The following is a 25,002-nucleotide window of genomic DNA, read 5'->3' as shown; positions in this document are numbered from 1 at the left end:
CGGGCCCGCGCGCACAAAACCCCCCTTGCGGGGCTGTGGCCCTCCTGAGATACGCGGCGGTAACCACGGCCAGGACAGGGCCGTCGGCGATCTCGGTCGTCCCGAAGATCACCGACGGCGCCCCTGTGCCTAGGCGAGGTCCGCGAGCGCCTCGGGCGAGGTCTCCCGCAGCTCACCGTCCAGCAGCAGCCAGCGCGTGATGCCGATCGACTCCAGGAACGGCAGGTCGTGGCCGGCCACGATCAGCGCCCCCTCGTACGACTCCAGCGCACTCGTCAGCTGCCGCACGCTCGCCATGTCGAGGTTGTTCGTCGGCTCGTCCAGCATCAGCAGCTGCGGGGCCGGCTCCGCCAGCATCAGTGCCGCGAGCGTCGCCCGGAAGCGCTCGCCGCCGGACAGCGTCGCCGCCTTCTGGTCGGCCCGGGCGCCCCGGAACAGGAAGCGGGCCAGCCGCGCCCGCACCCGGTTGTTGGTGGCGTCCGGCGCGAACCGGGCCACGTTCTCCGCGACCGACAGCTCACCGTCGAGCACGTCGAGCCGTTGCGGCAGGAACCGCAGCGGCACGTGCGCGTGCGTCTCGCCGGACACCGGCGCCAGCTCCCCGGCGATCGTCCGCAGCAGCGTCGTCTTGCCCGCGCCGTTGCGCCCGATCAGCGCGACCCGCTCGGGACCGCGCAGATCGAAGCCGCCCCGCAGGCGCGCGCCGTAGGCCAGTTCCAGATCCATCAGGGTCAGCACGTCCCGGCCCGGCGGCACGGCCGTGTACGGCAGGTCGACACGGATCTCGTCGTCGTCCCGTACGGCGTCCACCGCCTCGTCGAGGCGGTCCTTGGCCTCGGCGAGCTTCTCCTCGTGCATGATGCGGTGCTTGCCCGCGGAGACCTGCGCCGAGCGTTTCTTCAGTTTCATCACCGCCCTGGGCTCGCGCTTGTTGTCGTACATCTTGTTGGCGTACCGGGTGCGCTGCGCCAACTTCGAGTGCGCGTCGACGAGTTCGCGCTTCTGCCGCTTCAGGTCGGCCTCCGCGACCCGCACCATCCGTTCCGCCGCCTCCTGTTCGGTGGCGAGAGCCGCCTCGTAGGCGGAGAAGTTGCCGCCGTACCAGGTGACCTCTCCGGAGCGCAGATCGGCGATCTGGTCGACGAGGTCGAGGAGTTCACGGTCGTGGCTGACGACGACCGTCACGCCGGACCAGGCCGCGACGGCCGCGTACAGCCGCCTGCGCGCGTACAGGTCGAGGTTGTTGGTCGGCTCGTCCAGGAGCAGCACGTCCGGGCGGCGCAGCAGCAGCGCGGCCAGCCGCAGCAGCACCGACTCGCCGCCCGAGACCTCGCCGACCGTGCGGTCCAGGCCGATGCGGTCGAGGCCGAGTTCGCCGAGCGTGGCCAGGGCGCGTTCCTCCACGTCCCAGTCGTCGCCGACGGTCTCGAAGTGCTCCTCGGCCACGTCGCCCGCCTCGATGGCGTGCAGGGCGGCCCGCTGTGCGGCGATGCCGAGCACCTCGTCGATCCGCAGCGCGGTGTCGAGCGTGACGTTCTGCGGCAGATACCCGACCTCGCCGGCGACGCGGACGGCGCCGTCGGCCGGGGTGAGTTCACCGGCGATCAGCTTCAACAGGGTGGACTTCCCGGACCCGTTGACGCCGACGAGGCCGGTACGGCCGGGGCCGAAGGCGAGGTCGAGGCCGTCGAAGACGGGGGTGCCGTCGGGCCAGGCGAAGGCGAGGGAGGTGACGGAGAGGGAAGAGGACATGCGGGCCTCGCGGTTGCTTGATGCGGTCAGGGGCACACGCGTATCGAGAACACCTGCGACCACAGGGGAGGCACCGCGGGCGGCGGAGGGGCAAGAGAAAAGCCCCTGCACCGAAGGACGGCTCGCACGCCGAGGTCGCACGCAGCGCACACACCACAGAGGTGTGTGACGCGGTGTCTCAAGACCTCAGAGGAGCAACGTCCTTCTCCGATCGACGGCAGCAGAAGCGTTCTACACCGTAGGAGCAGGCCTGCGGGCGGTCAACCGAATTAACCTGGATCCCGATCTCGAGGAGGCCCCGTGCCCGACGGTTCGCTGTCCCTGCCCGCCCGGCTCTGTCTGCTGGCCTGGGACACCACCAGAAACGAGCTCACCGGCGAGCCGCACCTCCACCACCTGGTGCGGGCCGGAGCCCTCACCGAGCTGGCCCAGCGCGAGCTTCTCGTCGACGACGACGGCATCGCCACCCCGGCCGACATGGACTCCCACACCGGGGACGCCGTCCTCGACGGGCTCCTGGAACTCGTCCGGGAGTCCCGACCACACCACTGGCGCGGCTGGGTGCCGCTGCACGCGCGCGTGACGCTCGACGCCGTACGGGAGCAGCTGGCCGCCGAGGGGTACCTCCGCGCGGAGAAGCGGCGGGTCCTCGCGCTCTTCCCGACCGTCGAGTACGCCCTGGAGCGCGTCGCCGCCGTGGACGCGCTGCGCGAGCGGGCCCGGCAGGTCCTCGAAGGGCCGGTGCCGACGGCGGAGGTCTCCGACCGCGACGCGGCGCTCGTCACCCTGGCCGCCGCGGCCGAACTCCGCACCCTGGTGCCCCGCGAGGAGCGCGGCCTGCACAAGGACCGCCTGGCGGAGCTGGCCGAGCGCGGCGGAGCGGCGGGGCCGGCGATGCGGAAGGTGGGGGAGGAGCTGCGGGCGGCGCTGACGAGCGCGGCCGCGCCGACCGGGGCGTGAGCCCTTCGGTGCCGCACGTTGATGTCGGTTTCCTGCCAGCCCCGCCCCTGCCCCCGCTGCTTGAGTGAGCGGCATGACGAAGCAGCCCTCACTCCGCGACCGAGCCCTCGCCTTCCACGCCCTGCACGTCCCCGGACGTCCGCTGATCCTGCCGAACGCCTGGGACACGGCGAGCGCCCGGATCGTCGAGGACGCCGGGGCCGCGGCCGTCGCGACCACCAGCGCGGGGCTCGCCTGGGGCCTCGGCGCGGCGGACGGCGACCGGGTGGACCGGCAGCGGGCCCTCGGGGTCGTCGCGGACATCGCCGCCGCCGTGGACGTACCGGTCAGCGCGGACGTCGAGAGCGGCTTCGCCGTCGACCCGGAGGGCGTCGCCGACACGATCCGCGCGGTCCTCGCGGCGGGCGCGGTCGGCGTGAACATCGAGGACGCCCTCTACGAGGAGGGCGCGGGACCGCTGCGGGACGTCAGCGAACAGACCGAGCGGATCGCCGCCGCGCGCGCCGCCGCCGACGCGGCGGACGTGCCGCTGTTCGTCAACGCCCGCATCGACACGTTCCTGCGGGGCGCCGGGGGAGTGGACCTCACCCTGGAGCGGGCCGCCGCCTTCCGGGCCGCGGGCGCCGACGGGATCTTCGTCCCCGGGGCCGTCGACCCGGGAACCGTGAAGGAGCTCGTCGACGGTGTCGACGGCCCCCTGAACATCATGGTCGGCCCCGGCGCCCCACCGGTCGCCGAACTGGCGGCGCTCGGCGTCGCGCGCGTGAGCTCGGGCGCGGGCATCCCGATGGCCGTGCACGCCCTGGTGCGCCGCGCCGCGCGGGAGCTGCTGGGCACGGGCACCTACGCGTCGCTGGCCGACGGGTACGACTACGGCGAGCTCAACGCCCTGCTGGGCGGGGAGCGTCGGTAACCGACGACAACGCCGCAGGCCGGCGTGCCAGACCCCGCGTCTGCGGCATGATCCGCCGGACAGGCCCTAGCTCAGCAGGCGTCCCGCATCAGCTCGGCCAGCTGGTGGTCCAGGTCGAGCTGGAGATGCTCAAGGCCGACGGGCACCAGCTCGGCCGTCGCCTCCAGGAAACGCCGCAGCTCGCCCGAGCGGACATGCACGACGGCGGTGCCCTCGGGGGCGTGGAACTCCAGGACGGTGCGGTCGTAGCCGTACGGCCGGACGCGGACGTCGCCGTGGCCCTCGGGGTCCTTCATGCCGGCGGCGAGGAGTTCGCGGGAGAACGTCCAGCAGACCTCCACGCCCTCCAGAGTGGCCGGGGCGGGAAAGGTCATGCGGACGGCGAACGGATCGCGCCGGTCGTAGTGGAGCGTGGCGGGAATGCTCGGCATCCGCGGTGCGGCGGCGACGAGGCGGGCCTCTACGGGCTGCTCGATGACGGTGGACAACGCCTTGCTCCCTTGTGACGGCCGAACTGGCGGCTGGACTGGCGGCTGAACTGACTTCCGGGTGGATGGGGCCGGCTACTGGAAGAGACGTCGGAATCGGCCCATCCGTGCACACCGGAATCGAGTGACCTCGGTCACCGCTTTTCATGCACAGGAGTGACGCGGCCGTCTTCCCGTGCCGCGACGGGCACTTGGGGCGACCAGGACTCCATCTGGACGCCCACGCGCGCGTGGGCTAGCTTCGCCCGCCATGAGGCGCTTGGGGAACACGCGAGGAACGCGACGGACGAGACGTACGGGCCGCACGATGCGCACCGGGATCAGGGTGGCCGCGGGGGTGGCGTGCGCGGCGGCGCTGGCCGCGCTGACGGCCGTACCCGCCCAGGCGCACGAACCGCAGCGCGGGGCACCGCACTGGGAGCTCAAGGACAGCGGCACCCCCGACGTACGGTTCCGGGGCCTGTCCGCCGTAAGCCGTACGACCGCCTGGGTGTCCGGCACCCAGGGCACCGTCCTGCGCACCACCGACGGCGGCGCGAGCTGGCGGAACGTATCGCCGCCCGGCGCGGAGGAGCTCCAGTTCCGGGACATCGAGGCTTTCGACGCGCGGCGCGCGGTCGTCCTCGCGATCGGCGAGGGCGAGGCGTCCCGGGTGTACCGCACCGAGGACGGCGGGATCACCTGGACCGAGTCCTTCCGCAACACCGACGCGCGGGCCTTCTACGACTGCCTCACCTTCCTCGACACCCGCCACGGCCTCGCGATGAGCGACCCCGTCGACGGGAGGTTCCGCATCCTCTCGACGAGCGACGGCGGACGCTCCTGGAAGGTGCTGCCGGGCGAGGGGATGCCGGCCGCGCTGGACGGCGAGGCCGGGTTCGCCGCGAGCGGCCAGTGCCTGGTCGGCTCCGGTCCGAAGGACGTCTGGCTCGCCACCGGCGGGGCGGCACGCGCGCGTGTGCTCCACTCCTCGGACCGCGGCCTGACCTGGACGGCCACCGACACCCCGATCCCCGCGGGTGACCCGGCGAAGGGCGTCTTCGCGCTCGCCTTCCGCGACCGTACCCACGGTCTCGCGGTGGGCGGCGACTACCGCGCGGACCAGGCGTCCCCGCAGGCGGGCGCGGTGACGAGGGACGGTGGCCGCACCTGGCAGCTCGCCGCCACCTCCCCGCCCGCCTACCGCTCCGGCGTCGCCTGGCTCCCGCACAGCCGCACCGCCGCCCTCGCGGTCGGCCCCACCGGCACCGACCTGACGACCGACGGCGGCCGCACCTGGCGCACGGTCGACACGGGCTCGTACGACACCGTGGACTGCACCCCCGACCTGGGCTGCTGGGCGGCCGGCGAGAAGGGGCGGGTGGCCCGGCTGGAGAGCTGAGCGCGGATGTGGGTACCCGGTAGCCGCAGGCGAAAGGACTGTGAGGGCGAAAGGAGTGAGCGCACATGCCACGCGGTTCCAGTCCCAAGCGGGAGCGGCAGTACGAGCACATCAAGGAGAGCGCGAAGGACCGGGGCGAGAGCACCAAGCGCGCCGAGGAAATCGCCGCGCGCACGGTCAACAAGGAACGCGCCCGCTCCGGCGAGTCCAAGACCGCGAGCCGCACCTCCACGCAGGACATGTCGTCCGGCAAGCGGGGCGGACAGCGGTCCGGCAAGGGCTCCCAGGGCCAGACCTACGACCAGCTCTACGAGGAGGCCAAGCGCCGCAACATCAGCGGGCGTTCGGACATGAACAAGAGCCAGCTGAAGCAGGCGCTCGGCCGAAAGGGCTGACCGGAGCCGGCGGCGGGGTGCGTACGCTCGTCGTCATCATGACGACCGTACGCATTCCCGCGGGCTGGCCCGCGACCGAGGACGAAGCCCGCGCCGTACAGGACGAGTTGCGCACGAGGGTGGTGCTGGACGAGCCGGGCCCGCCGCCCGGAACCGGCCGGGTGACCGGCGTCGACGTGGCCTACGACGACGAGCGGGACGTCGTCGTGGCCGCGGCGGTCGTCCTGGCCGCGGCGACCCTGGAGGTCGTCGCGGAGTCCACGGCCGTCGGCCGCGTCTCCTTCCCGTACGTCCCCGGCCTGCTCGCCTTCCGCGAGATCCCCACGGTCCTGGCCGCCCTTTCCGCCCTCCCCTGCCCACCCGGCCTGATCGTCTGCGACGGCTACGGCCTCGCCCACCCCCGCCGCTTCGGCCTCGCCAGCCACCTGGGCGTCCTCATGGACCTCCCCACGATCGGCGTCGCGAAGAACCCCTTCACGTTCACCTACGACGACCCGGCCACCCCACGCGGCAGCACCACCCCGCTCCTGGCCGACACCGAGGAGGTGGGCCGTGCCGTCCGCACCCGCGACTCCGTCAAGCCGGTCTTCGTCTCCGTCGGCCACCGCGTCACCCTGCCCGACGCCATCGCCCACACCCTGGCCCTGACCCCCGAATACCGCCTCCCGGAAACGACCCGCCGCGCGGACGCCCTGTGCCGAAGGGCGTTGAAGGAGGCGACGCAGGTCAGGAACCCGCAGGCCGAACGGGCGGCGGCCGATCCGGAGCGAAGCTGGGGCCGCACCGTGTACGAGCGCCAGACCGACCCGGTGAGCTGGGCGGGCCGCGTGCTGGAGGCGGCGGCACGGGCGGAGCGCCGGACGCCGGAGATCGAGGCAGTGGTGCGGATGGCGGGCGACCGCGAACAGTGGCACCGGGGCCGCGAGGTCTTCGAACGGGTCCGGTCCTGCGCCCCGCGCGAGGGGCTCACGCCCGAGGAGCAGTCGCTGTTCCGCCTTGCCGAGGTCGTCGCCAAGGTCGCCCACAACGCGGCAGGACCGTCCCCGTACTTCGACCATCACGCGGGCTGGCAGATCGGGCCGCTCGCCCGGCTGAGCGTCGTCGGCGACCCCGAGGCGCACGCGCGCGTGGAGGCCGTACTCGGTTGCTGAGTACGGGAACTGAGTATCTGTACGGATGTGGACGCGGCCGCGTGATCGGCAGGCTGTGGCGCATGACGACGCACCGTATGCCCCGCCACCGCTCCCCGAAGCCCCTCGCCGACCCGAACCGGCCCGTCGAGCGGGCCGTGATGGCCGGGCTCATCCTCGCCGTGCTTGCGGGGCTCGCGTGGATCTGCGGGATGATCTACACGGTGGCCACCTGGCCGCTGTAGGGCGCGCCCGGCAATTCGCTTGTCGGGGCTTCAGGCGCCCGGCTAGCTTGCCGAGGGTGGATCTCTTCTCGCGCTCCTGGACGGCGTTGCGCACGGCCGTCGCGGACCTGCCGGACAAGGACTTCGAGCAGCCGTCCGGCTGTGCCGGGTGGCTGGTGCGGGACCTTGTGTGCCATCTGGTCATCGACGCCCAGGACGTCCTGATCACCCTCGTCACGCCGGCCGACTCGGAACCCACCGCCGACGCCGTCACCTACTGGCACGTCGCCGACGAGGCGCCCACCGGGGACGACCCGCTCGACGCGCTCATCGTCCGGCTCGCCGCCGCTTACGAGGAGGTGGGCCTGCTCAAGTTCCACCTCGACGACGTCGGTGCCGCCGCCGGCCGCGCGGCCGAACTCGCCGACCCCGCCGCCCTGGTGAGCACCCAGGACATGGTCCTCACCGCGCGCGACTACCTCGACGCCTACGTCCTGGAGTGGACGCTGCACCACCTCGATCTGATCGCCCACCTCCCGGGCACGCCGGGACCGCCGAGCGAGGGGCTGGCGCGGTCCCGCGCGCTGCTGGAGCAGATCGCCGGGGCCGCGTTCCCCGCCTCGTTCACCGACCCGGACGCCCTGCTCGTCGGCACCGGCCGCCGTCCCCCGACGGACGCCGAGCGGGCCGAACTGGGCGAGCTGGCGGCGAAACTGCCGCTCGTCCTCGGCTGAGACGCCGGCTCTACCTGCTCCGCGCCACGGCTCTACCTGCTGCGCGCCACGGCTCTACCCGCTCCGCGCCACGGCTCTACCTGCTGCGCGCCACCCGGAACACGATCCCCGCCGCCCGCAGCCGCTCGATCAGCGCGTCGCCCATCGCCACCGCCGTGGTGACCTGCCCGGCCGTCGCCGGAAGATCGTCGAAGGCGAGGCAGAGCGCCGCCTCGGCGAACATCTTCGCCGTCTCGTCGTAGCCCGGGTCCCCGCCCGCGACCTCGGTGAAGACCTGCCGGCCACCGCCCTCTCCCACGAACCGCACCGAGAACCAACTCTTCGCCCGCTTCTCCGCGCTCGGCCCGTCCCCGGGCTTGAGCCGGTCCGACAGCCAGCGCCGCGCGGGCGGCACCTGGGCCGCCGTGAACAGCGCACCGACCCCCACCACCCCGCCGAGCGCGATCGGCAGCCGCCGTACGGCCGCGTAGTGGCGGTAGCGGAAGTCGGGGCCGTAACGTTCCAGCGCCCTGGCCGACCGGACCACGACCTGCGCGTCGATCGTCGGCAGCGGCAGCGCCCAGGCGCCGACCTCCCCGGCGAACCGCGGCGCGCCGTTGGGCGCCGTGGCCCGCCGCCCCACCAGCCGCGGCTCGTGCCGCCTGCGGTCCCGCGCGGCGGCCAGCATCTGCCGACCGCGCGCGAACTGGTTCAGCGCCGAGGCGAACGTACCGCCGGAGAACGTCGCGTCCGCCGTCACGAACCCGTCCACCCGCAACGGCACGCCCTCCGGCAGCTGCCGCACCGTGAAGTACGCGCCCAGGTCGTGCGGCACCGAGTCGAAACCGCACGCGTGCACAAGGCGCGCCCCGGTCTCCCGCGCGCGTGCGTCATGGCGGACGTACATCAGGTCCACGAACTCCGGCTCACCGGTGAGGTCGAGATAGTCCGCGCCCGTCTCGGCGCAGGCGGCGACCAGCTCCTCGCCGTAGGTCACGTAGGGGCCCACCGTCGTGGCCACCACGCGCGCGTGCCCGGCGAGCGCCCGCAGCGAGGCCGGATCGGCCACGTCGGCCCGCAGCACTCCGATCTCCGCGCCGCCCGGCAGCCGCTTCCGCAGCGCTTCGAGCTTCTCCTCGCTGCGGCCGGCGATCGCCCAGCGCAGCCCTTCGGGGGCGTGCAGGGCGAGGTACTCGGCGGTGAGCGTCCCCACGAAACCCGTCGCTCCGAAGAGCACGATGTCGTACGGACGATCCGCCCTGTTCAGCCTGCTCATGACACCCCTCGTCCCGCATCACGCGCCGTTGTCGGTGGCCGAGGCTAGCGTGACCGGGGAAATGCACGGACAGTGACCCATCGGTAAATTGGCTAAGCGCTTGCTCGTTCGGGTCTTGTGCCCGATGGATCGGGTTCTTAGCATCACTGGTGTTACATCAGTTGTGTCACGCCCTTCGGGGCAGGACGACATGGGGGCTGGATGACCACGGCAACGACGCCAGGGCAGGGCCCGCTGACCGGCGTGCGCGTGCTCGAACTCGCCGGCATCGGACCGGGCCCGTTCGCCGCCATGCTCCTCGCCGACCTGGGCGCCGACGTCGTCCGGGTGGACCGGCCCGGCGGACCGGGACTCGCGATCGACCCCGCGTACGACGTCACCAACCGCAACAAACGCTCGGTGGTCGTCGACCTCAAGGCCCCCGACGGCGCCGCCCGCGTGCTGGACCTCGCCGCCCGCGCCGACATCCTCGTCGAGGGCTACCGACCCGGCGTCGCCGAGCGGCTGGGCGTCGGCCCCGAGGCCTGCCACGCCCGCAACGCCGGGCTCGTCTACGGCCGGATGACCGGGTGGGGCCAGGACGGGCCGCTCGCCCGGCGGGCCGGGCACGACATCGCCTACATCGCCCTCACGGGCACCCTCGGCATGATCGGCGACCCCGCACAGCCCCCGGCCGTCCCCGCCAACCTCCTCGGCGACTACGCGGGCGGCTCCCTGTACCTCGTCGTCGGCGTCCTCGCCGCCCTCCACCACGCGCGCGCGACCGGCGTCGGCCAGGTCGTCGACGCCGCCATCGTCGACGGCACCTCCCACCTCTCCGCGATGATCCACGGCATGGTCGCGGCGGGCGGCTGGCAGGACCGGCGCGGCGCCAACCTCCTCGACGGCGGCTGCCCGTACTACGGCACCTACGAGACCGCCGACGGCCGGTACATGGCCGTCGGCGCCCTGGAGCCGCAGTTCTACGACGAGTTCGTACGGGTTCTCGGCATCCCCGAGCATGCCGAGGCCCGCAAGGACTGGACCCGCTGGGGCGAACTGCGCGAGGCCGTCGCCGCCCGCTTCAAGTCCCGTACCCGGGACGAATGGACGGCCGCCTTCGACGGCACCGACGCCTGCGTGGCGCCCGTCCTGTCGCTGACCGAGGCCCCGCACCACCCGCACCTCGCCGCCCGCGGCACCTTCACCGACCACGGCGGCCTCACCCAGCCCGCCCCGGCGCCCCGCTTCTCGGCGACCCCGACGACCGTCCGCAGCGGCCCGGCACAGCCCGGCGCCGACACCGAGGACGTGGCCCACGACTGGGACGTGCCGGAACTCTCGAAAGACGTGAACCGATGACGGGCCGGCATCCGATGAAGGGGCAGAAGCCCATGAACGGCCAGAAATCCACGAAAGGCCCCGACACAGAATGAAGCGGCAGATCTTCGCCCCCGAGCACGACGCGTTCCGCGACACCGTGCGCGCCTTCCTGGACCGGGAGGTGCTGCCGCACTACGCGCAGTGGGAGAAGGACGGCATCGTCTCCCGCGACGCCTGGCGCGCGGCCGGCAAGCAGGGCCTGCTCGGACTCGCCGTCCCCGAGGAGTACGGCGGAGGCGGCACCGCCGACTTCCGCTACGCCGCGGTCCTCGCCGAGGAGTTCACGCGCGCGGGCGCCCCCGGCCTCGCCCTCGGCCTGCACAACGACATCATCGGCCCGTATCTGACCGGCCTGGCCACCGACGAGCAGCGCCGCCGCTGGCTGCCCGGCTTCTGCGACGGCACACTGATCACCGCCATCGCCATGACCGAGCCCGGCGCGGGCTCCGACCTCCAGGGCATCCGCACGCACGCGGAGGACCGCGGCGACCACTGGATCCTCAACGGCTCCAAGACCTTCATCTCCAACGGCATCCTCGCCGACCTGGTGATCGTCGTCGCGAGGACCACCCCGGAGGGCGGCGCCCACGGCCTGTCCCTGCTGGTCGTCGAGCGCGGCGCGGAAGGCTTCGAGCGCGGCCGCAACCTCGACAAGATCGGCCAGAAGGCGCAGGACACGGCCGAGCTGTTCTTCCACGATGTGCGCGTGCCCAAGGAGAACCTCCTCGGCGAGCTCAACGGCGCCTTCCTCCACCTGATGACGAACCTCGCCCAGGAGCGCCTCAGCATCGCCGTCGCCGCTATCGCCGCCGCCGAGCACCTCCTGGAGATCACCACGGAGTACGTCAAGGAGCGCGAGGCCTTCGGCCGGCCCCTCGCCTCCAAGCAGCACATCCGGTTCGAGATAGCCGAGATGGCCACCGAGTGCGCCGTCACCCGCACGTTCCTCGACCGCTGCATCGAGGACCACTCGAACGGCGAGCTCGACGCCGTCCACGCCTCGATGGCCAAGTGGTGGGCGACCGAACTGCAGAAGCGGGTCGCCGACCGGTGCCTGCAACTGCACGGGGGCTACGGCTACATGAGCGAATATCCCGTCGCCCGGGCCTTCACCGACGGCCGCATCCAGACCATCTACGGCGGTACGACCGAGATCATGAAGGAGATCATCGGCCGTTCCCTGCTGGGCTGACCCTCACCCTCGACCACCCCGAAAGGCCACCCTGTGAGCACCGAAGCGTACGTGTACGACGCGATCCGCACCCCGCGCGGCCGCGGCAAGGCGAACGGCGCCCTGCACGGCACCAAGCCCATCGACCTGGTCGTCGGACTCATCCACGAGATCCGCGACCGCTTCCCGGGCCTCGACCCGGCCGCGATCGACGACATCGTCCTCGGGGTGGTCGGCCCGGTCGGTGACCAGGGCTCCGACATCGCCCGCATCGCCGCCATCGCCGCCGGCCTGCCGGACACGGTGGCGGGCGTGCAGGAGAACCGCTTCTGTGCCTCGGGTCTTGAGGCCGTCAACTTGGCGGCGATGAAGGTCCGCTCCGGCTGGGAGGACCTCGTCCTCGCGGGCGGCGTCGAGTCGATGTCCCGGGTGCCGATGGCCTCCGACGGCGGCGCCTGGTTCAACGACCCGATGACCAACCTCGCCGTGAACTTCGTGCCGCAGGGCATCGGCGCCGACCTCATCGCCACCATCGAGGGCTTCTCACGGCGCGACGTCGACGAGTACGCGGCCCTGTCGCAGGAGCGCGCGGCCACCGCCATGAAGGAGGGCCGCTTCGAGCGGTCCGTCGTCCCCGTCACGGACCGCAGCGGCCTCGTCGTCCTGGACCACGACGAGTTCCCGCGTCCCGGCACCACCGCCGACTCCCTGGCCAAGCTCAAGCCGTCCTTCGCGGACATCGGCGAACTGGGCGGCTTCGACGCGGTGGCCCTCCAGAAGTACCACTGGGTCGAGAAGATCGACCACGTCCACCACGCCGGCAACTCCTCCGGCATCGTCGACGGCGCCTCCCTGGTCGCCATCGGCTCCAAGGAGGTCGGCGAGCGTCACGGCCTCACCCCGCGCGCGCGGATCGTCTCCGCGGCCGTCTCCGGCTCCGAGCCCACCATCATGCTCACCGGCCCCGCCCCGGCCACCCGCAAGGCCCTCGCCAAGGCCGGGCTGACCATCGACGACATCGACCTCGTCGAGATCAACGAGGCCTTCGCGGCGGTCGTCCTGCGCTTCGTGCGGGACATGGGCCTGTCCCTGGACAAGGTCAACGTCAACGGCGGCGCCATCGCGCTCGGCCACCCCCTCGGCGCCACCGGCGCCATGATCCTCGGCTCGCTGATCGACGAACTCGAGCGCCAGGACAAGCGGTACGGCCTCGCCACGCTCTGCGTGGGCGGTGGCATGGGCATCGCCACCATCGTCGAGCGCATCTGACCCCCCTCCCGACGGACACGACGGATCACACGGAGCACCTCCACATGAGCACTCAGTCCACGACCATCCGCTGGGAGCAGGACCGCGACGGCGTCGTCACGCTCGTCCTCGACGACCCGGACCAGTCCGCGAACACCATGAACCAGGCGTTCCGCGACTCCCTCGCGTACGTCACCGACCGCCTGGAGGCCGAGAAGGACTCCATCCGCGGCATCATCCTCACCTCCGCCAAGAAGACCTTCTTCGCCGGTGGCGACCTGCGCGACCTCATCCGGGTCACCCCGGAGACCGCGCAGGAGCTCTTCGACGGCGGCCTGGCCATCAAGCGGAACCTGCGTCGCATCGAGACCCTCGGCAAGCCGGTCGTCGCCGCGATGAACGGCGCCGCCCTCGGCGGCGGTTACGAGATCGCCCTCGCCTGCCACCACCGCGTCGCCCTCGACGCGCCCGGCTCCAAGATCGGCTGCCCCGAGGTCACCCTCGGCCTGCTCCCGGGCGGCGGCGGTGTGGCCCGCACGGTCCGCCTCCTCGGCATCACCGACGCCCTGCTGAAGGTGCTGCTCCAGGGCACCCAGTACAGCCCGCAGCGCGCCCTGGACAACGGCCTGGTCCACGAGGTGGCCGCCACCCAGGAGGAGATGCTCGCCAAGGCACGCGCGTTCATCGAGGCCAACCCCGAGTCGCAGCAGCCCTGGGACAAGCCCGGCTACCGCATCCCCGGCGGCACCCCCGCCAACCCCAAGTTCGCGGCCAACCTGCCCGCCTTCCCGGCCAACCTGCGCAAGCAGACGAACGGCGCGCCCTACCCGGCGCCGCGCAACATCCTCGCCGCCGCGGTCGAGGGCGCCCAGGTCGACTTCGAGACGGCCCAGGTCATCGAGGCGCGCTACTTCGTCGAACTGGCCGCCGGGCAGACCTCGAAGAACATGATCCAGGCGTTCTTCTTCGACCTCCAGGCCGTCAACTCCGGCGCCAACCGCCCCAAGGGCATCGCCCCGCGCAAGGTCAGCAAGGTCGCCGTGCTCGGCGCCGGGATGATGGGCGCGGGTATCGCCTACTCGTGCGCCCGCGCGGGCATCGACGTCGTCCTCAAGGACGTGTCGGCGCAGGCCGCGGCCAAGGGCAAGGCCTACTCCGAGAAGCTCTGCGCGAAGGCGGTCTCCAGGGGCCGTACCACCCAGGAGAAGGCCGACGCGCTGCTGGCCCGCATCACGCCCACGGCCGACCCGCAGGACGTGGCGGGCTGTGACGCGGTGATCGAGGCCGTCTTCGAGAACCCCGAGCTCAAGCACAAGGTCTTCCAGGAGATCCAGCACATCGTCGAGCCCGACGCGCTGCTGTGCTCCAACACCTCGACCCTCCCGATCACGGCCCTCGCCGAAGGCGTGGAGCGCCAGAGCGACTTCATCGGGCTGCACTTCTTCTCGCCCGTCGACAAGATGCCGCTCGTCGAGATCATCAAGGGCGAGCGGACGGGGGAGGAGGCGCTGGCGCGCGCCTTCGACCTGGTCCGGCAGATCAACAAGACGCCGATCGTCGTCAACGACTCGCGCGGCTTCTTCACCTCCCGGGTCATCGGCCACTTCATCAATGAGGGCGTCGCGATGGTCGGCGAGGGCATCGAGCCCGCGTCGGTCGAACAGGCGGCGGCACAGGCGGGCTACCCGGCGAAGGTCCTGTCCCTGATGGACGAGCTGACGCTCACGCTCCCGCGCAAGATCCGCAACGAGTCCAAGCGGGCCGTCGAGGAGGCGGGCGGCACCTGGCCGACGCACCCCGCCGAGGCGGTCATCGACCGCATGGTGGACGAGTTCGACCGCCCGGGACGCAGCGGCGGAGCGGGCTTCTACGACTACGACGACAGCGGCAAACGCGCCGGACTGTGGCCGGGCCTGCGCGAGCACTTCACCCGCGAGGGCGCGGAGATCCCCTTCAGGGACATGCAGGAACGCATGCTCTTCTCCGAGGCCCTCGACACGGTGAAGCTCCTGGAGGAGGGCGTCCTGACGTCCGTCGCCGACGCCAACATCGGCTCCATCTTCGGCATCGGCTTCCCGGGCTGGACCGGCGGAGTCCTCCAGTACATCAACGGCTACGACGGCGGCGCCGGGGCAGGTGTCGGCCTGCCCGGCTTCGTGGCCCGCGCGCGTGAACTCGCCGAGCGCTACGGCGACCGCTTCACTCCGCCGGCGCTGCTGGTGGAGAAGGCGGAGAAGGGAGAGACGTTCACCGACGCCCGGTGACGTACCGCTGAGCGACACGACCCGCTTGCCCCTCCGGCCCCCCGGCGAAGACGCTGACCCGCGACCCGGTCCCCGTCCCCACCGAGGAGCCCTCATGGCAACCCGTCCCGCCCTCGCCTTTCTGGACATCCTCCGCGGCGAGGGCGTGGACCGGATCTTCGGAAACCCCGGCACCACCGAACTCCCGTTCCTGGCCGCCCTGTCGGAGACCGAGGACGCCCCCGAGTACGTCCTCGGCGTGCACGAGGGCGCCGTCGTCGCCATGGCCGACGGATACGCCCGTGCCACCGGCAGGCCCGCCTTCGTCAGCCTGCATGTCGCCGCCGGCCTCGCCAACGGCCTCATCGGCCTCCTCAACAGCCGCCGCTCCCGCACCCCGCTCGTCGTCACCGCGGGCCAGCAGGACCGCCGCCACCTCCAGCAGGACCCGATGCTCTCCGGCGACCTCGTCGCCCTCGCGACCCCCGCGGTGAAAGCGGCCTACGACGTCCAGCACGCCCGCGACCTCCCGCTGGCGCTCCGCCGCGCCTTCGCCCTCGCCATGCGCCCGCCCGCGGGGCCGGTGTTCCTGTCCATCCCCATGGACGTGTTCGCGGAGGACACCGAGGTCGAGGTCCCCGCCCGCACCCCGACCCCACCGCTCGGCCCGGCCCCGGGCATCGAGCGCGCGGCCGTCCTGCTCGGCGACGGCGCCCGCCCCGCGATCGTCGCCGGGGACGGTGTCGGCCGCGAGGGCGCCGTCGGGGCACTGGTCCGGGTGGCGGAGGCCTGCGGGGCGACCGTGCACCACCAGCCCATGGCCGACTGGCTCGACTTCCCGACCACGCACCCTCTGTACGCCGGGATGCTGCCACCCCGCCACGACGCCATCCGTGCCGCGCTCGAACCCCACGACGTGGTGCTGATCGCCGGGGCGCACGCCTTCACCCCCCACCACTACACCCCAGGGCCCGCCCTGCCGCCCGGCCTCACCGTCGTCCAGCTCGACTCCGACCCGGACGAGATCGGCCGCAACTTCCCCGCCGACACCGGACTGGTCGGCGCCCTCGCCCCGTCCCTGCACCGCCTCGCCGACCTACTGCGCGACCGCGTACCCGACCACACCGCCAAGGCCCGCGTCCTGCGGGCCGGCCAACAGCACACCGCCGACCGCGACCGCGCCGAGTCCGCGGCCCGCGCCGCCTGTTCACCGGCCCCCCTCGCCCCCTGGGCGGCCGCCCACGCCGTCGCCCGGGGTCTGCCGCCCGACGCCGTCGTCGTCGAGGAGGCCATCACTGTGGGGCTGTTGCTCCGGCGACTCCTACGACTCGAACGCCCGGGCAGTTACACCCACACCGTCGGCGGCGGACTCGGCTGGGGCATCGGCGCCGCCGTCGGCCGCGCGCTCGCCGAGCCAGGGCGCCCCGTGGTGGCCGTACTCGGCGACGGCTGCACCCTGTTCGGGCTCCAGGGACTGTGGAGCGCCGCACATCAGCAGACCCCCGTCCTGTTCGTGGTGATGAGCAACGGCGTCTACCGCACCCTCCAGGACACCTACACGGCGATGGGCGGCAAGGGAGTCTGTCCCGGAACGGAACTGGGCGACCTGGACTTCACCCAGGCAGCCGCCTTCTTCGGGGTGGACGCCGTCCGGGCCGAGAGCGCGGACCATCTGCGGGAACTGGTGGCGGACGCGGGGAAGTTGAGCGGGCCGCTCCTGGTCGACGTACCGCTGCGCGAATGATCCGCCACTCACCGCCACCCGCACCTTGTCACCCAACCGCGCGGGGCACCACCATCGGTCCATGACGGACGGTCCGCTGCCCAAGTCGGTGCTCGCCCGGGGTGTCCTGCTGCTGCGCGCCTGCGGAGACTCCGGCACCGCGCTCACCCTCGCCGAACTCGCGCTGCGCACCGGGCTGCCCAAACCGACCGCGCACCGGCTGATCGGCGAGCTGGTCCGGCTCGGCCTGGTGGAACGCACCGGCGACGGCAGTTACCGCGTCGGCCTCGGCCTCTTCGTGCTCGGGCAGTCCGCGCCGTCCGTCCGCGAGTTGCGCGACGCCGCGCTGCCCTATCTCGGCGATCTGCACCAGGCGACCCACGAGAACGTCCACCTCGCCGTCCCCGACGGCACCGACACCCTCTTCCTGGAGAAGGTCACCGGCCGCCGCGCCACCCCGATCGTCTCCCGCACCGGAGGCCGGCTGCCCGCCCACTGCACGGCCACGGGGAAGGTGTTCCTCGCCCAGGACCCCCGGCCACCGCACCGCACCCTGCTCCGTCTCACCCCCCGCACCCTCGTCCTGCCCGGTCAGCTCGCCCGTGACCTGGCCCTGACCCGGGCCCGCGGCTACGGCGTCAACCTGGAGGAGGCCGAGATCGGCGTCTCGGCGGTCGCCGCCCCGATCTACGCCCAGGGCCGGGGATCACGCCCGATCGCCGCGATCTCGGTGACCGGCTGGACGAGACGGCTGGACGTGGACCGGATCGGGGCGAGAGTCTGCGCGGCGGCAAGAGCACTGACCCGCACACTGTCGGCGTGACGCCCACTACCACCTGCCCGGGGGCCACGGCTCTCGGCCTGACGCACGCCACTGCTTCGCCCGCCGGCCACGGCTCTCGGCCTGACGCGCGCCACTGCTTCGCCCGCCGGCCACGGCTCTCGGCCTGACGCGCGCCACTGCTTCGCCCGGTGGTCGCGGCTCGGCCTGACGTGCGCCGTCTCTTCGCCTGGCCGCCACGGCTCTTGGCCTGACGCGCCCCATCTCCTCGCCCACCCGCCACCGCTCTCAGCCCGACCTACGCCACCACCTCACCCCTCCGCCACCGCTCTCAGCCCGACCTGCGCCACCACCTCACCCCGCCGCCGAAGCCCCCTGCTGCATCGCCACCGCCAACGCGTGCTCCGTCAGCCGTGCTCCGTGCACCTCCTCGGTGATCCGCCCCCGCACGAACACCAGCACCCGGTCGCACACCTCCGTCAACTCCGCGAGGTCCGTCGACGCGATCAGTACCGCCGCACCCCCGGCCGCCAACTCGCCGACGATCCGGTGCATTTCGGCGCGTACGCCGACGTCGACACCGCGGGTCGGATCGTCGAGGACCACGATCCTCGGCTCGGTGGCCAGCCACTTGGCGAAGACGACCTTCTGCTGGTTGCCGCCGGACAGTCGCGCCACCACATCGTGCGGTCCGCCACGCAGCCGCAGCCGCTCGGTCAACTCGACGGTACGCCGGACCAGTTCCCCGCGTGACGGGGCGACGCCGCCCCGCCCGAGCGCCAGCCAGCTCACCGACGTCGCGTTCTCCCACACCTCGCGGTCCACCATCAACCCGTACCGCTTGCGGTCGCTCGGCACGAACGCCACCCCCGCCCGGACAGCGCCCCGCAGCGAGCGCGGCAGCCCGCGCCCGCCGATGTCACCCCGCCCCGCCGACACCGCCGTACGCCCGCACACCACCTCCAACGCCGTGAGATGCCCCGCCCCTTGGAGCCCCGCGACCCCCACCGCCTCACCCGCCCGCACAGTGAACGTCACGTCCGTCAGGCTTCCCGGCACGCTCACCCCGGACAGCACCACGGGCGGCGGCAGGTCGACCACGGTCCGCGTCGGGCGCACCGGCTGCTCGGGGCGGCCGCCCAGCATCGCCGAGACCAGCTCCGGCACGTCGACATCCGCACGGTGTGCCCCGGCCAGCGCGACGCGCCCGTCCCGCAGGACCGTCACGCGCTGGGCCAGGCGCATGACCTCCTCCAGGAAGTGGGTGACGTACAGGACGGCGATACCCCGCCCGGTCAGGGTGCGCAGCACCCCTTCGAGCCGGTCGACGGCCGCCGCGGGCAGCGCCGAGGTCGGTTCGTCGAGGATCAGCAGCCGGGGTCGGCGCAGCAGCGCCCGCGCGATCTCCGTCAACTGCTGGTCCGCCAGCGGGAGTTCGCCGACCTCTGTGCCGAGGTCGACGTCCAGGCCGAGTTCGGCGAGGACCGGCTGGGCCGCCCGGTCCATGGCGCCCCGGTCGAGCAGACCGAAGCGGCGCGGTGGACGGTACGGGAAGAGGTTCTCGCGGACGGTGAGGTCGGGGAAGAGGCTCAACTCCTGGGAGACGGTGGCGATCCGGGTGTCCTTCGCCAGCCGCACCGACCCGTCGTCGGCGGCCAGCGTGCCCGAAAGGACGCGCACCAGCGTGGACTTGCCCGCACCGTTCTCGCCGACCAGCGCGTGCACCTCGCCGCCGCTCAGCCGCATGTCCACCCCGTCCAGGGCGCGGACCCCGCCGTAGGACTTGAACAGCCCCTGGGCCACGAGGATGTCGTCGTACGACGTCATCTCAGCGCGCGTCCTTCAGGGGACGCAGCTGGGCGTCCTGGTCGCCGAGCAGCTTGTCGATCGTCGGCTTGTACCAGTCGTACGCCGCCTCCGGGGACTTCTGCCGGGCGATGATCTCGTCGATGTCGGAGGAGTCGACGACCCCGCCGGGCGAGAGGAACCATCCGTCGGGCAGCTTCCCGTCGTTGTCGCGGACCGAGTCGATCAGGATCGCCGTGGAAAGGTAGCCCTTGAGGAAGTGCTGCGGGTCGATGGCGACGAAGTTCGAACCGTCCTTGACCGCCTCCAGGGTCTTCGGGTCGACGTCGAAACCGGCCGTCAGCCACTTGCCGTTCTTCTGTTTCTTGATCTTGGCGAGGTTGTAGCTGTCGGCGTCCCCGACACCGAGGAACGCCAGTGCGTCCGGGTGGGCGTTGACCTGCGCGGACCACGCGCTGTAATTCTGGCCGGGGTCGCTGTACGTCTGGAAGGGGCCGACGATCCTGACGTTCGGCGCCTCCTTGACGAACGTGTCCTTGATGCCCTTGGCCCGGCTGTCCAGCACCGGTGTCCCCGGATTGGGCACACCGATCGCGACCTCGCCCTCGGGGTCGTCGCCGAGCCGCTTCAGCGCCTCCTTCGCCATCAACTCACCCAGCGCGTAGTTGTCGTTGCCGACGTAGAACCCGACCTTGCTGCCGTCGGTGGGGGAGGTGTCGAGGGCGACGACAGGGATGCCCTTGTCGACGGCCTGCGCGGCGGGGCGGGTGAAGATCGGCGGGTCGAGGTTCTCCAGGACGATGCCGTCCTTGGCGGTGGCGGTCAGGTTCTGGAACAGCTGCACCTCGGCCGGGCCGTCCGTGTTGGGCGGGCCGACCGCCTGGAAGTCGACGTTCTTCGCGTGGTCGGCGGCGCTCTCGGCGCCCAGCACCATCTCGTGGGCGAAGTTCAGCGAGATGTTGGCCACCGCGATGCCCATGTCGAGCTTGCCGCCCTTGCCGCCGCCGCTGTCGCCGTCACCGCATCCGGCGGCTCCGAGCAGGACGAGAACACCGAACGCGGCGGTCACCGTACGGAATTGACGTTGCATCAGGGCCTCCCAGGTGACCACGGCTCGATCCAGGCGATACGGCTCATTGACGGCGGCACGACTTCATCGACGGCGACGCCCGCTCCGGCGCAGCGCGCTGTCCGCCGCGACGGCGACGAGGATGACCCCACCGGTCGCGAACGACGTCCAGTTGATGGGTACTTCGAAGAACACGAGCCCGGCGGCGACGACGGAGAGGATCATCGCGCCCGCCACCGCGCCGATCACCGAGCCCCGCCCACCGGCCAGCGGGGTGCCGCCGATGATGCAGGCGGCGATGGCCTGCAACTCGTAGCCCTGGCCGAGAGTCGGGTCGCCGGCTCCGTAGAACGCGAGGGCGAGGGCGGCGGCGCACGCCGTGGTGAGCCCGGACAGGGCGAGGGCCTGGACGCGGGTACGGACGACCGGGATGCCGCTGAACGCGGCGGCGTCGGGGTTGGACCCGATCGCCCGCACTCGGGCCCCGAAACGGGTGCGGGCGAGGACCACGGCCAGCACGACGACCACCACGAGCAGTACCCACAGTGCGAACGGCACCCCGCCCGGATCACCGCCCGCGACGGTGAAGAACGAGTCGTTCAGTGGCAGATCGGTGATCTGTCTGCCGTCGGCCAGCGCGAGCCCGACCCCGCGGAAGAGCATGAGCGTGCCCAGCGTCACGATGAACGACGGCAGCGCGAGCACCGTCGTCACCAGCGCGTTGAACACCCCGCACGCGACGCCGGTGAGCAGCATGACCGGCACCGCCGACCAGGGCGCCCAGCCGTCCCGCACCAGCAACGCCCCCACCACCAGCACCATCGCGTACGTACCGCCCACTGACAGGTCCACCTCGCGCATCGCGAGCGCGAAGACCATCCCGCACGCCATCAGCGAGATGTAGACGGAGTTGTGCGCGGTGGACAGGAGGTTGTCGGTGTCGAGGAAGTCCGGGTAGGGGATGCCGATCCCGGCCACCAGCAGCCCCAGCACGATCAGCACACCCAGTTCGTCCCGCACCAGCCGACGGGACACAGACGTCAACGGCCGCGGCAGACGCGGCTGTCGAGGATCGCGGGCGCGCTCGGCGTCGTCCACGGCACGCTCGGTCTCGGTCATCGGGCACCGCTCCCGGTACGTCTGGCGCTGGGGGTCGCCCGCAGCGTCGGCCCAACCGACGTCGGCGGCAACACGGGCGTTCCAGCGAGTGGAATGCACCCTTGCCCACCGCGGGGCGGATCCGCACACTCGCCCCATGGAGACGCGCACCGCCCTGGTGACCGGGGCGGCACAGGGCCTCGGGCAGGAGTTCGCCGTGGCGCTCGCGGGGTGCGGCTACCGGGTCGCCGGGCTGGACCTCGTGCCGCAGCCGGAGACCGCCGACAGGATCCCCGACTACCTGGAACTGGTCGGCGACGTCGCCGACGAGGAGGTGATCGGGGCCGGACTGGAGCGCGTCGTCGACCGGTTCGGCACGCTGCACGTGGTCGTCAACAACGCGGGCGTGTACCCCGCCAAGCCCTTCGAGGAGACGACCCCCGAGGAGTGGCGCCGCGTGATGCGGGTCAACCTGGAGGGCCCCTACCTCGTCACCCGGGCCGCACTGCCGCATCTGAAGGCAGCCGGGTGGGGTCGTGTCGTCAACATCGCCTCCGCGGCGGTCTTCACCGCGCCGCCCACGATGGTCCCCTACGTCGCCTCGAAGATGGGTCTGATCGGCTTCACCCGCGCCCTCGCCGCCGCGCTCGCGCCGTACGCCATCACCGTCAACGCCATCGCACCCACCATGGTCCGCACCGCCACCGCCGAGCGGACCGTCGGCGCCGACGGCGGCTTCGCCTTCGTCCGCGACCGGCAGGCCGTCCGGCGCACCCAGGAGCCGTCCGACCTGGTCTCGACCCTGCTGTACGTGGTCGACGAGGGCAGCGGCTTCCTGACCGGCCAGACCCTCAACGTGTCAGGAGGCTCCGCCTACCTCTGACCGCTCCACCCACCCGCTCAACTCCTCCCGCAACGACCGCTGGAACGTCGTCAGCAGGGCCTGCACCACGATCGGGTGCATATGGGCCGACAGCGACCGCACGTCCTCGGTGTCCCGCTCGGACACCTCGCCGCGGAACAGCTCCGCCAGCTCGTGCGCCGCCACGCGCGCGTGCTCCACGAGCACGTTCCGCGCGGCCAGGATCGACTCCTGGGACAGCGGCACGTCGAGCAGCCGCACGCCGAGCCGCAGCAGCCCCGAGTCGAAGCGGAAGTCCTCCCCGTCGGGCTGTACGACGCCCATCGCCGCGAGCCGCTGGACGTCGTCGTCGGCCAGCGGTCGCCCCGCCCGCCGCTCCAGCTCCCGTCGCTCGGCCGTCTCGGTCGTGTCCGGCGCCCAGGAGGCGACGACCGCGCGGTGGATCGCGAGATCGTGGGCGCTCAGGTCGGGCGGCAGCTGCCGCAGATACCGCTCGATCGCGGCCAGCGTCATCCCCTGGTGCTGGAGCTCCTCGATGAGTTCCAGGCGCGCCAGATGGTCCCTGCCGTAGTGCCCCACCCGGCGCGGACCGATCACCGGCGGCGGCAGCAGACCCTTGGTGCTGTAGAAGCGGACCGTGCGCACGGTGACGCCCGCCTGAGCGGCCAGCTCATCGACGGTGAGGGTCGGCTTCTCGGTGTCGGCGGTGTCGGTCGTCATGTGCAGCAGTATCGCTGTCTCACCAGTGCTGTGAAACCTCGTGAGCACCCCCTGCCGATCATGTGACATGTCCCGTGGTGTGAGGTCCGCCACCGCGTGAGGCGCGAGGTTCGGGGGAAGGTGGCCCCTTGGTCTGTGCCTCCACCGAGCGCACAGGCCATACGTACGTCAGGACACCCGCGCGCGATCCGCCCGGGCGCCCCCGCACCAGAGAGTGGTAACGCTGTGAGCAAGGACGCCGTGGACACGGCAACAGCCACCGAGGTGGCCCGGACGCCCGCGGACGCGGGTGACGCCGGCTACAGCAAGGACCTCAAGGCCCGCCACGTCAACATGATCGCCATCGGCGGCGCGATCGGCACCGGCCTCTTCCTCGGCGCCGGAGGACGCCTCCACAACGCCGGCCCGGCGCTCGCGATCGCCTACCTGGTCTGCGGCATCTTCGCCTTCTTCGTGGTCCGTGCGCTCGGCGAGCTCGTCCTCTACCGGCCGTCCTCCGGTTCCTTCGTGTCGTACGCGCGCGAGTTCCTCGGCGAGAAGGGCGCGTACGTCGCCGGCTGGATGTACTTCCTGAACTGGTCGACCACCGGCATCGCCGACATCACCGCGATCGCGCTCTACACGCACTACTGGAGCCTGTTCACCGACATCCCGCAGTGGACGCTGGCGCTCATCGCGCTGGCCGTGGTCCTCGCCGTGAACCTGATCTCGGTGAAGATCTTCGGCGAGATGGAGTTCTGGTTCGCCATCATCAAGGTCGCCACCCTGGTCGGCTTCATGCTCGTCGGCATCTTCCTGCTGGCCACCCAGCACCAGGTGGGCGGCACGACCCCCGGCCCGAGCGTCATCACCGACAACGGCGGCGTCTTCCCGCACGGCCTGATGCCCGTGGTCCTCGTCATGCAGGGCGTGATCTTCGCGTACGCCGCCCTGGAGCTGGTCGGCGTCGCCGCGGGCGAGACCGCCGAGCCCGAGAAGGTCGTCCCGCGCGCGGTGAACTCGATCATGTGGCGGGTGGGTCTGTTCTACGTCGGCTCGGTCGTCCTTCTCGCCCTCCTCCTCCCCGGCTCGGTCTACTCGGCCGACGAGAGCCCCTTCGTCACGGTCCTGTCGAGGATCGGCGTCGAGGGCGCCGGTGACGTGATGAACCTGGTGGTCCTGACGGCGGCGATGTCGTCCCTGAACTCCGGCCTGTACTCCACGGGCCGCATCCTGCGCTCCATGGCGACGGCCGGCTCGGCCCCGAGGTTCACCGCCCGCATGAACCGCAGCCAGGTCCCCTACGGCGGCATCCTGCTCACCTGCGCGGTGTGCGTGCTCGGCGTCGGCCTCAACTACCTCATGCCCAGCCAGGCCTTCGAGATCGTGCTGAACGTCGCCTCCCTCGGCATCATCAGCACCTGGGTGATCATCATGGTCTGCCATCTGGTCTTCGTCCGCCGCGCGCGGGCCGGCCTGGTCACCCGCCCCACCTTCCGCCTCCCGTTCAGCCCAGTCACGGAGATCACCACGATCGTCTTCCTGCTGGCCTGCCTCGGCATGATGGCGAACGACCCCGAGGTCGGCCGCAAGACCCTGCTGCTGATCCCGGTGATCGCGGCGATGCTGGTGAGCGGCTGGTTCGCGGTGCGGCGCCGGGTGGCGCGGACGGCGGACCGGGAGCTGACCGAGTTCACGGGGTAATTCG

Annotated in this window: 21 protein-coding genes and 1 pseudogene; 15 read left to right on the top strand and 7 right to left on the bottom strand. The window is 72.1% G+C overall.

The annotated features are described in order from the left end of the window. Window positions 1-129: 129 nt before the first annotated feature. Window positions 130-1,752, bottom strand: a complete 1,623-nt coding sequence (locus tag OG885_RS07240; protein WP_405727796.1) for an ABC-F family ATP-binding cassette domain-containing protein — start codon at window positions 1,750-1,752, stop codon at window positions 130-132. A 300-nt stretch (window positions 1,753-2,052) separates the two neighbouring features. Here OG885_RS07240 and OG885_RS07235 point away from each other — a divergent pair, with 300 nt between their 5' ends. Continuing rightward, a complete protein-coding gene (locus OG885_RS07235; RefSeq protein ID WP_405727793.1) occupies window positions 2,053-2,712 on the top strand; it encodes a GPP34 family phosphoprotein in 660 nt (219 codons plus the stop codon). 73 nt (window positions 2,713-2,785) lie between these two features. Continuing rightward, on the top strand, window positions 2,786-3,625 hold the full coding sequence (locus OG885_RS07230; protein ID WP_405727790.1) for an isocitrate lyase/phosphoenolpyruvate mutase family protein: 840 nt from the start codon (window positions 2,786-2,788) through the stop codon (window positions 3,623-3,625). Window positions 3,626-3,696: 71 nt separating this feature from the next. Here OG885_RS07230 and OG885_RS07225 read toward each other — a convergent pair whose 3' ends face one another. Further along, window positions 3,697-4,113 carry an SsgA family sporulation/cell division regulator gene (locus OG885_RS07225; protein WP_405727787.1) on the bottom strand — a complete coding sequence of 139 codons (417 nt, stop codon included), beginning with the start codon at window positions 4,111-4,113 and terminating at the stop codon, window positions 3,697-3,699. Between the two features lie 307 nt (window positions 4,114-4,420). Here OG885_RS07225 and OG885_RS07220 point away from each other — a divergent pair, with 307 nt between their 5' ends. The 5 genes and pseudogenes from OG885_RS07220 (at window position 4,421) to OG885_RS07200 (ending at window position 7,977) form a co-directional block, all read left to right on the top strand. Then, a complete protein-coding gene (locus OG885_RS07220) occupies window positions 4,421-5,494 on the top strand; it encodes a WD40/YVTN/BNR-like repeat-containing protein (RefSeq protein WP_405727784.1) in 1,074 nt (357 codons plus the stop codon). Between the two features lie 65 nt (window positions 5,495-5,559). Then, window positions 5,560-5,889 (top strand): plasmid stabilization protein, encoded by a 330-nt coding sequence (locus OG885_RS07215; protein WP_405727781.1) that lies wholly within the window; start codon window positions 5,560-5,562, stop codon window positions 5,887-5,889. A gap of 38 nt (window positions 5,890-5,927) precedes the next feature. After that, a pseudogene (locus OG885_RS07210) lies at window positions 5,928-6,611 on the top strand (endonuclease V); the annotation flags it as partial. A gap of 506 nt (window positions 6,612-7,117) precedes the next feature. After that, window positions 7,118-7,264: a morphogenic membrane protein MmpA gene (mmpA, locus tag OG885_RS07205; protein ID WP_399964626.1), complete on the top strand. Its 147-nt coding sequence runs from the start codon at window positions 7,118-7,120 to the stop codon at window positions 7,262-7,264. A gap of 56 nt (window positions 7,265-7,320) precedes the next feature. Next, window positions 7,321-7,977: a maleylpyruvate isomerase N-terminal domain-containing protein gene (locus OG885_RS07200; protein ID WP_405727778.1), complete on the top strand. Its 657-nt coding sequence runs from the start codon at window positions 7,321-7,323 to the stop codon at window positions 7,975-7,977. A 76-nt stretch (window positions 7,978-8,053) separates the two neighbouring features. On the opposite strand, the gene OG885_RS07195 is transcribed toward OG885_RS07200, so the two are convergent. Then, complete coding sequence (locus tag OG885_RS07195) at window positions 8,054-9,232, bottom strand: saccharopine dehydrogenase family protein (protein WP_405727775.1); 1,179 nt, start codon at window positions 9,230-9,232, stop codon at window positions 8,054-8,056. Window positions 9,233-9,433: 201 nt separating this feature from the next. Between OG885_RS07195 and OG885_RS07190 the strand changes: the two genes are divergently transcribed. From OG885_RS07190 to OG885_RS07165, 6 genes are all read left to right on the top strand, one after another. Next, window positions 9,434-10,573: a CaiB/BaiF CoA transferase family protein gene (locus tag OG885_RS07190; RefSeq protein WP_405727772.1), complete on the top strand. Its 1,140-nt coding sequence runs from the start codon at window positions 9,434-9,436 to the stop codon at window positions 10,571-10,573. A gap of 70 nt (window positions 10,574-10,643) precedes the next feature. After that, complete coding sequence (locus OG885_RS07185; RefSeq protein WP_405727769.1) at window positions 10,644-11,786, top strand: acyl-CoA dehydrogenase family protein; 1,143 nt, start codon at window positions 10,644-10,646, stop codon at window positions 11,784-11,786. Window positions 11,787-11,819: 33 nt separating this feature from the next. Further along, entirely contained in the window at window positions 11,820-13,034 is a 1,215-nt protein-coding gene (locus tag OG885_RS07180; RefSeq protein ID WP_405727766.1) for an acetyl-CoA C-acetyltransferase, read from the top strand. A 44-nt stretch (window positions 13,035-13,078) separates the two neighbouring features. Next, the gene (locus OG885_RS07175; protein WP_405727763.1) at window positions 13,079-15,277 is read left to right on the top strand and encodes a 3-hydroxyacyl-CoA dehydrogenase NAD-binding domain-containing protein; all 2,199 of its coding nucleotides are present in this window, start codon (window positions 13,079-13,081) and stop codon (window positions 15,275-15,277) included. A gap of 94 nt (window positions 15,278-15,371) precedes the next feature. After that, window positions 15,372-17,000, top strand: a complete 1,629-nt coding sequence (locus OG885_RS07170) for a thiamine pyrophosphate-binding protein (protein WP_405727760.1) — start codon at window positions 15,372-15,374, stop codon at window positions 16,998-17,000. 61 nt (window positions 17,001-17,061) lie between these two features. Next, window positions 17,062-17,802, top strand: coding sequence for an IclR family transcriptional regulator (locus tag OG885_RS07165; protein ID WP_405727757.1), 741 nt, complete (start codon window positions 17,062-17,064; stop codon window positions 17,800-17,802). A gap of 312 nt (window positions 17,803-18,114) precedes the next feature. Here the strand turns inward: OG885_RS07165 and OG885_RS07160 are convergent, their stop codons facing one another. From OG885_RS07160 to OG885_RS07150, 3 genes are all read right to left on the bottom strand, one after another. Beyond that, a complete protein-coding gene (locus tag OG885_RS07160; RefSeq protein ID WP_405727754.1) occupies window positions 18,115-19,587 on the bottom strand; it encodes a sugar ABC transporter ATP-binding protein in 1,473 nt (490 codons plus the stop codon). Window position 19,588: 1 nt separating this feature from the next. Beyond that, on the bottom strand, window positions 19,589-20,656 hold the full coding sequence (locus OG885_RS07155; RefSeq protein WP_405727751.1) for a sugar ABC transporter substrate-binding protein: 1,068 nt from the start codon (window positions 20,654-20,656) through the stop codon (window positions 19,589-19,591). A 63-nt stretch (window positions 20,657-20,719) separates the two neighbouring features. Continuing rightward, window positions 20,720-21,754, bottom strand: a complete 1,035-nt coding sequence (locus OG885_RS07150) for an ABC transporter permease (RefSeq protein WP_405727748.1) — start codon at window positions 21,752-21,754, stop codon at window positions 20,720-20,722. 136 nt (window positions 21,755-21,890) lie between these two features. Here OG885_RS07150 and OG885_RS07145 point away from each other — a divergent pair, with 136 nt between their 5' ends. Further along, on the top strand, window positions 21,891-22,616 hold the full coding sequence (locus OG885_RS07145; protein ID WP_405727745.1) for an SDR family NAD(P)-dependent oxidoreductase: 726 nt from the start codon (window positions 21,891-21,893) through the stop codon (window positions 22,614-22,616). On the opposite strand, the gene OG885_RS07140 is transcribed toward OG885_RS07145, so the two are convergent. Beyond that, entirely contained in the window at window positions 22,593-23,315 is a 723-nt protein-coding gene (locus OG885_RS07140) for a MerR family transcriptional regulator (protein ID WP_405727742.1), read from the bottom strand. The genes OG885_RS07145 and OG885_RS07140 overlap by 24 nt on opposite strands. Before the next feature lie 225 nt (window positions 23,316-23,540). Between OG885_RS07140 and OG885_RS07135 the strand changes: the two genes are divergently transcribed. Further along, window positions 23,541-24,998 (top strand): amino acid permease, encoded by a 1,458-nt coding sequence (locus OG885_RS07135; protein WP_405727739.1) that lies wholly within the window; start codon window positions 23,541-23,543, stop codon window positions 24,996-24,998. Window positions 24,999-25,002: the final 4 nt, after the last annotated feature.

The organism is Streptomyces sp. NBC_00028, assembly GCF_045041065.1.
Classification (GTDB): Bacteria; Actinomycetota; Actinomycetes; order Streptomycetales; family Streptomycetaceae; genus Streptomyces.
Note: the sequence above shows the minus strand (reverse complement) of the source record. Positions and strands in the feature narration are given on the sequence as shown.

Excerpts from the sequence above, each read along its gene's own strand:
- mmpA (WP_399964626.1), top strand. The coding sequence starts at position 7,118 with ATGCCCCGCCACCGCTCCCCGAAGCCCCTCGCCGACCCGAACCGGCCC.
- OG885_RS07220 (WP_405727784.1), top strand. The coding sequence starts at position 4,421 with ATGCGCACCGGGATCAGGGTGGCCGCGGGGGTGGCGTGCGCGGCGGCG.
- OG885_RS07140 (WP_405727742.1), bottom strand. The coding sequence starts at position 23,315 with ATGACGACCGACACCGCCGACACCGAGAAGCCGACCCTCACCGTCGAT.
- OG885_RS07155 (WP_405727751.1), bottom strand. The coding sequence starts at position 20,656 with ATGCAACGTCAATTCCGTACGGTGACCGCCGCGTTCGGTGTTCTCGTC.
- OG885_RS07195 (WP_405727775.1), bottom strand. The coding sequence starts at position 9,232 with ATGAGCAGGCTGAACAGGGCGGATCGTCCGTACGACATCGTGCTCTTC.
- OG885_RS07150 (WP_405727748.1), bottom strand. The coding sequence starts at position 21,754 with ATGACCGAGACCGAGCGTGCCGTGGACGACGCCGAGCGCGCCCGCGAT.
- OG885_RS07240 (WP_405727796.1), bottom strand. The coding sequence starts at position 1,752 with ATGTCCTCTTCCCTCTCCGTCACCTCCCTCGCCTTCGCCTGGCCCGAC.
- OG885_RS07175 (WP_405727763.1), top strand. The coding sequence starts at position 13,079 with ATGAGCACTCAGTCCACGACCATCCGCTGGGAGCAGGACCGCGACGGC.
- OG885_RS07160 (WP_405727754.1), bottom strand. The coding sequence starts at position 19,587 with ATGACGTCGTACGACGACATCCTCGTGGCCCAGGGGCTGTTCAAGTCC.
- OG885_RS07165 (WP_405727757.1), top strand. The coding sequence starts at position 17,062 with ATGACGGACGGTCCGCTGCCCAAGTCGGTGCTCGCCCGGGGTGTCCTG.
- OG885_RS07230 (WP_405727790.1), top strand. The coding sequence starts at position 2,786 with ATGACGAAGCAGCCCTCACTCCGCGACCGAGCCCTCGCCTTCCACGCC.
- OG885_RS07170 (WP_405727760.1), top strand. The coding sequence starts at position 15,372 with ATGGCAACCCGTCCCGCCCTCGCCTTTCTGGACATCCTCCGCGGCGAG.
- OG885_RS07215 (WP_405727781.1), top strand. The coding sequence starts at position 5,560 with ATGCCACGCGGTTCCAGTCCCAAGCGGGAGCGGCAGTACGAGCACATC.
- OG885_RS07190 (WP_405727772.1), top strand. The coding sequence starts at position 9,434 with ATGACCACGGCAACGACGCCAGGGCAGGGCCCGCTGACCGGCGTGCGC.
- OG885_RS07185 (WP_405727769.1), top strand. The coding sequence starts at position 10,644 with ATGAAGCGGCAGATCTTCGCCCCCGAGCACGACGCGTTCCGCGACACC.
- OG885_RS07145 (WP_405727745.1), top strand. The coding sequence starts at position 21,891 with ATGGAGACGCGCACCGCCCTGGTGACCGGGGCGGCACAGGGCCTCGGG.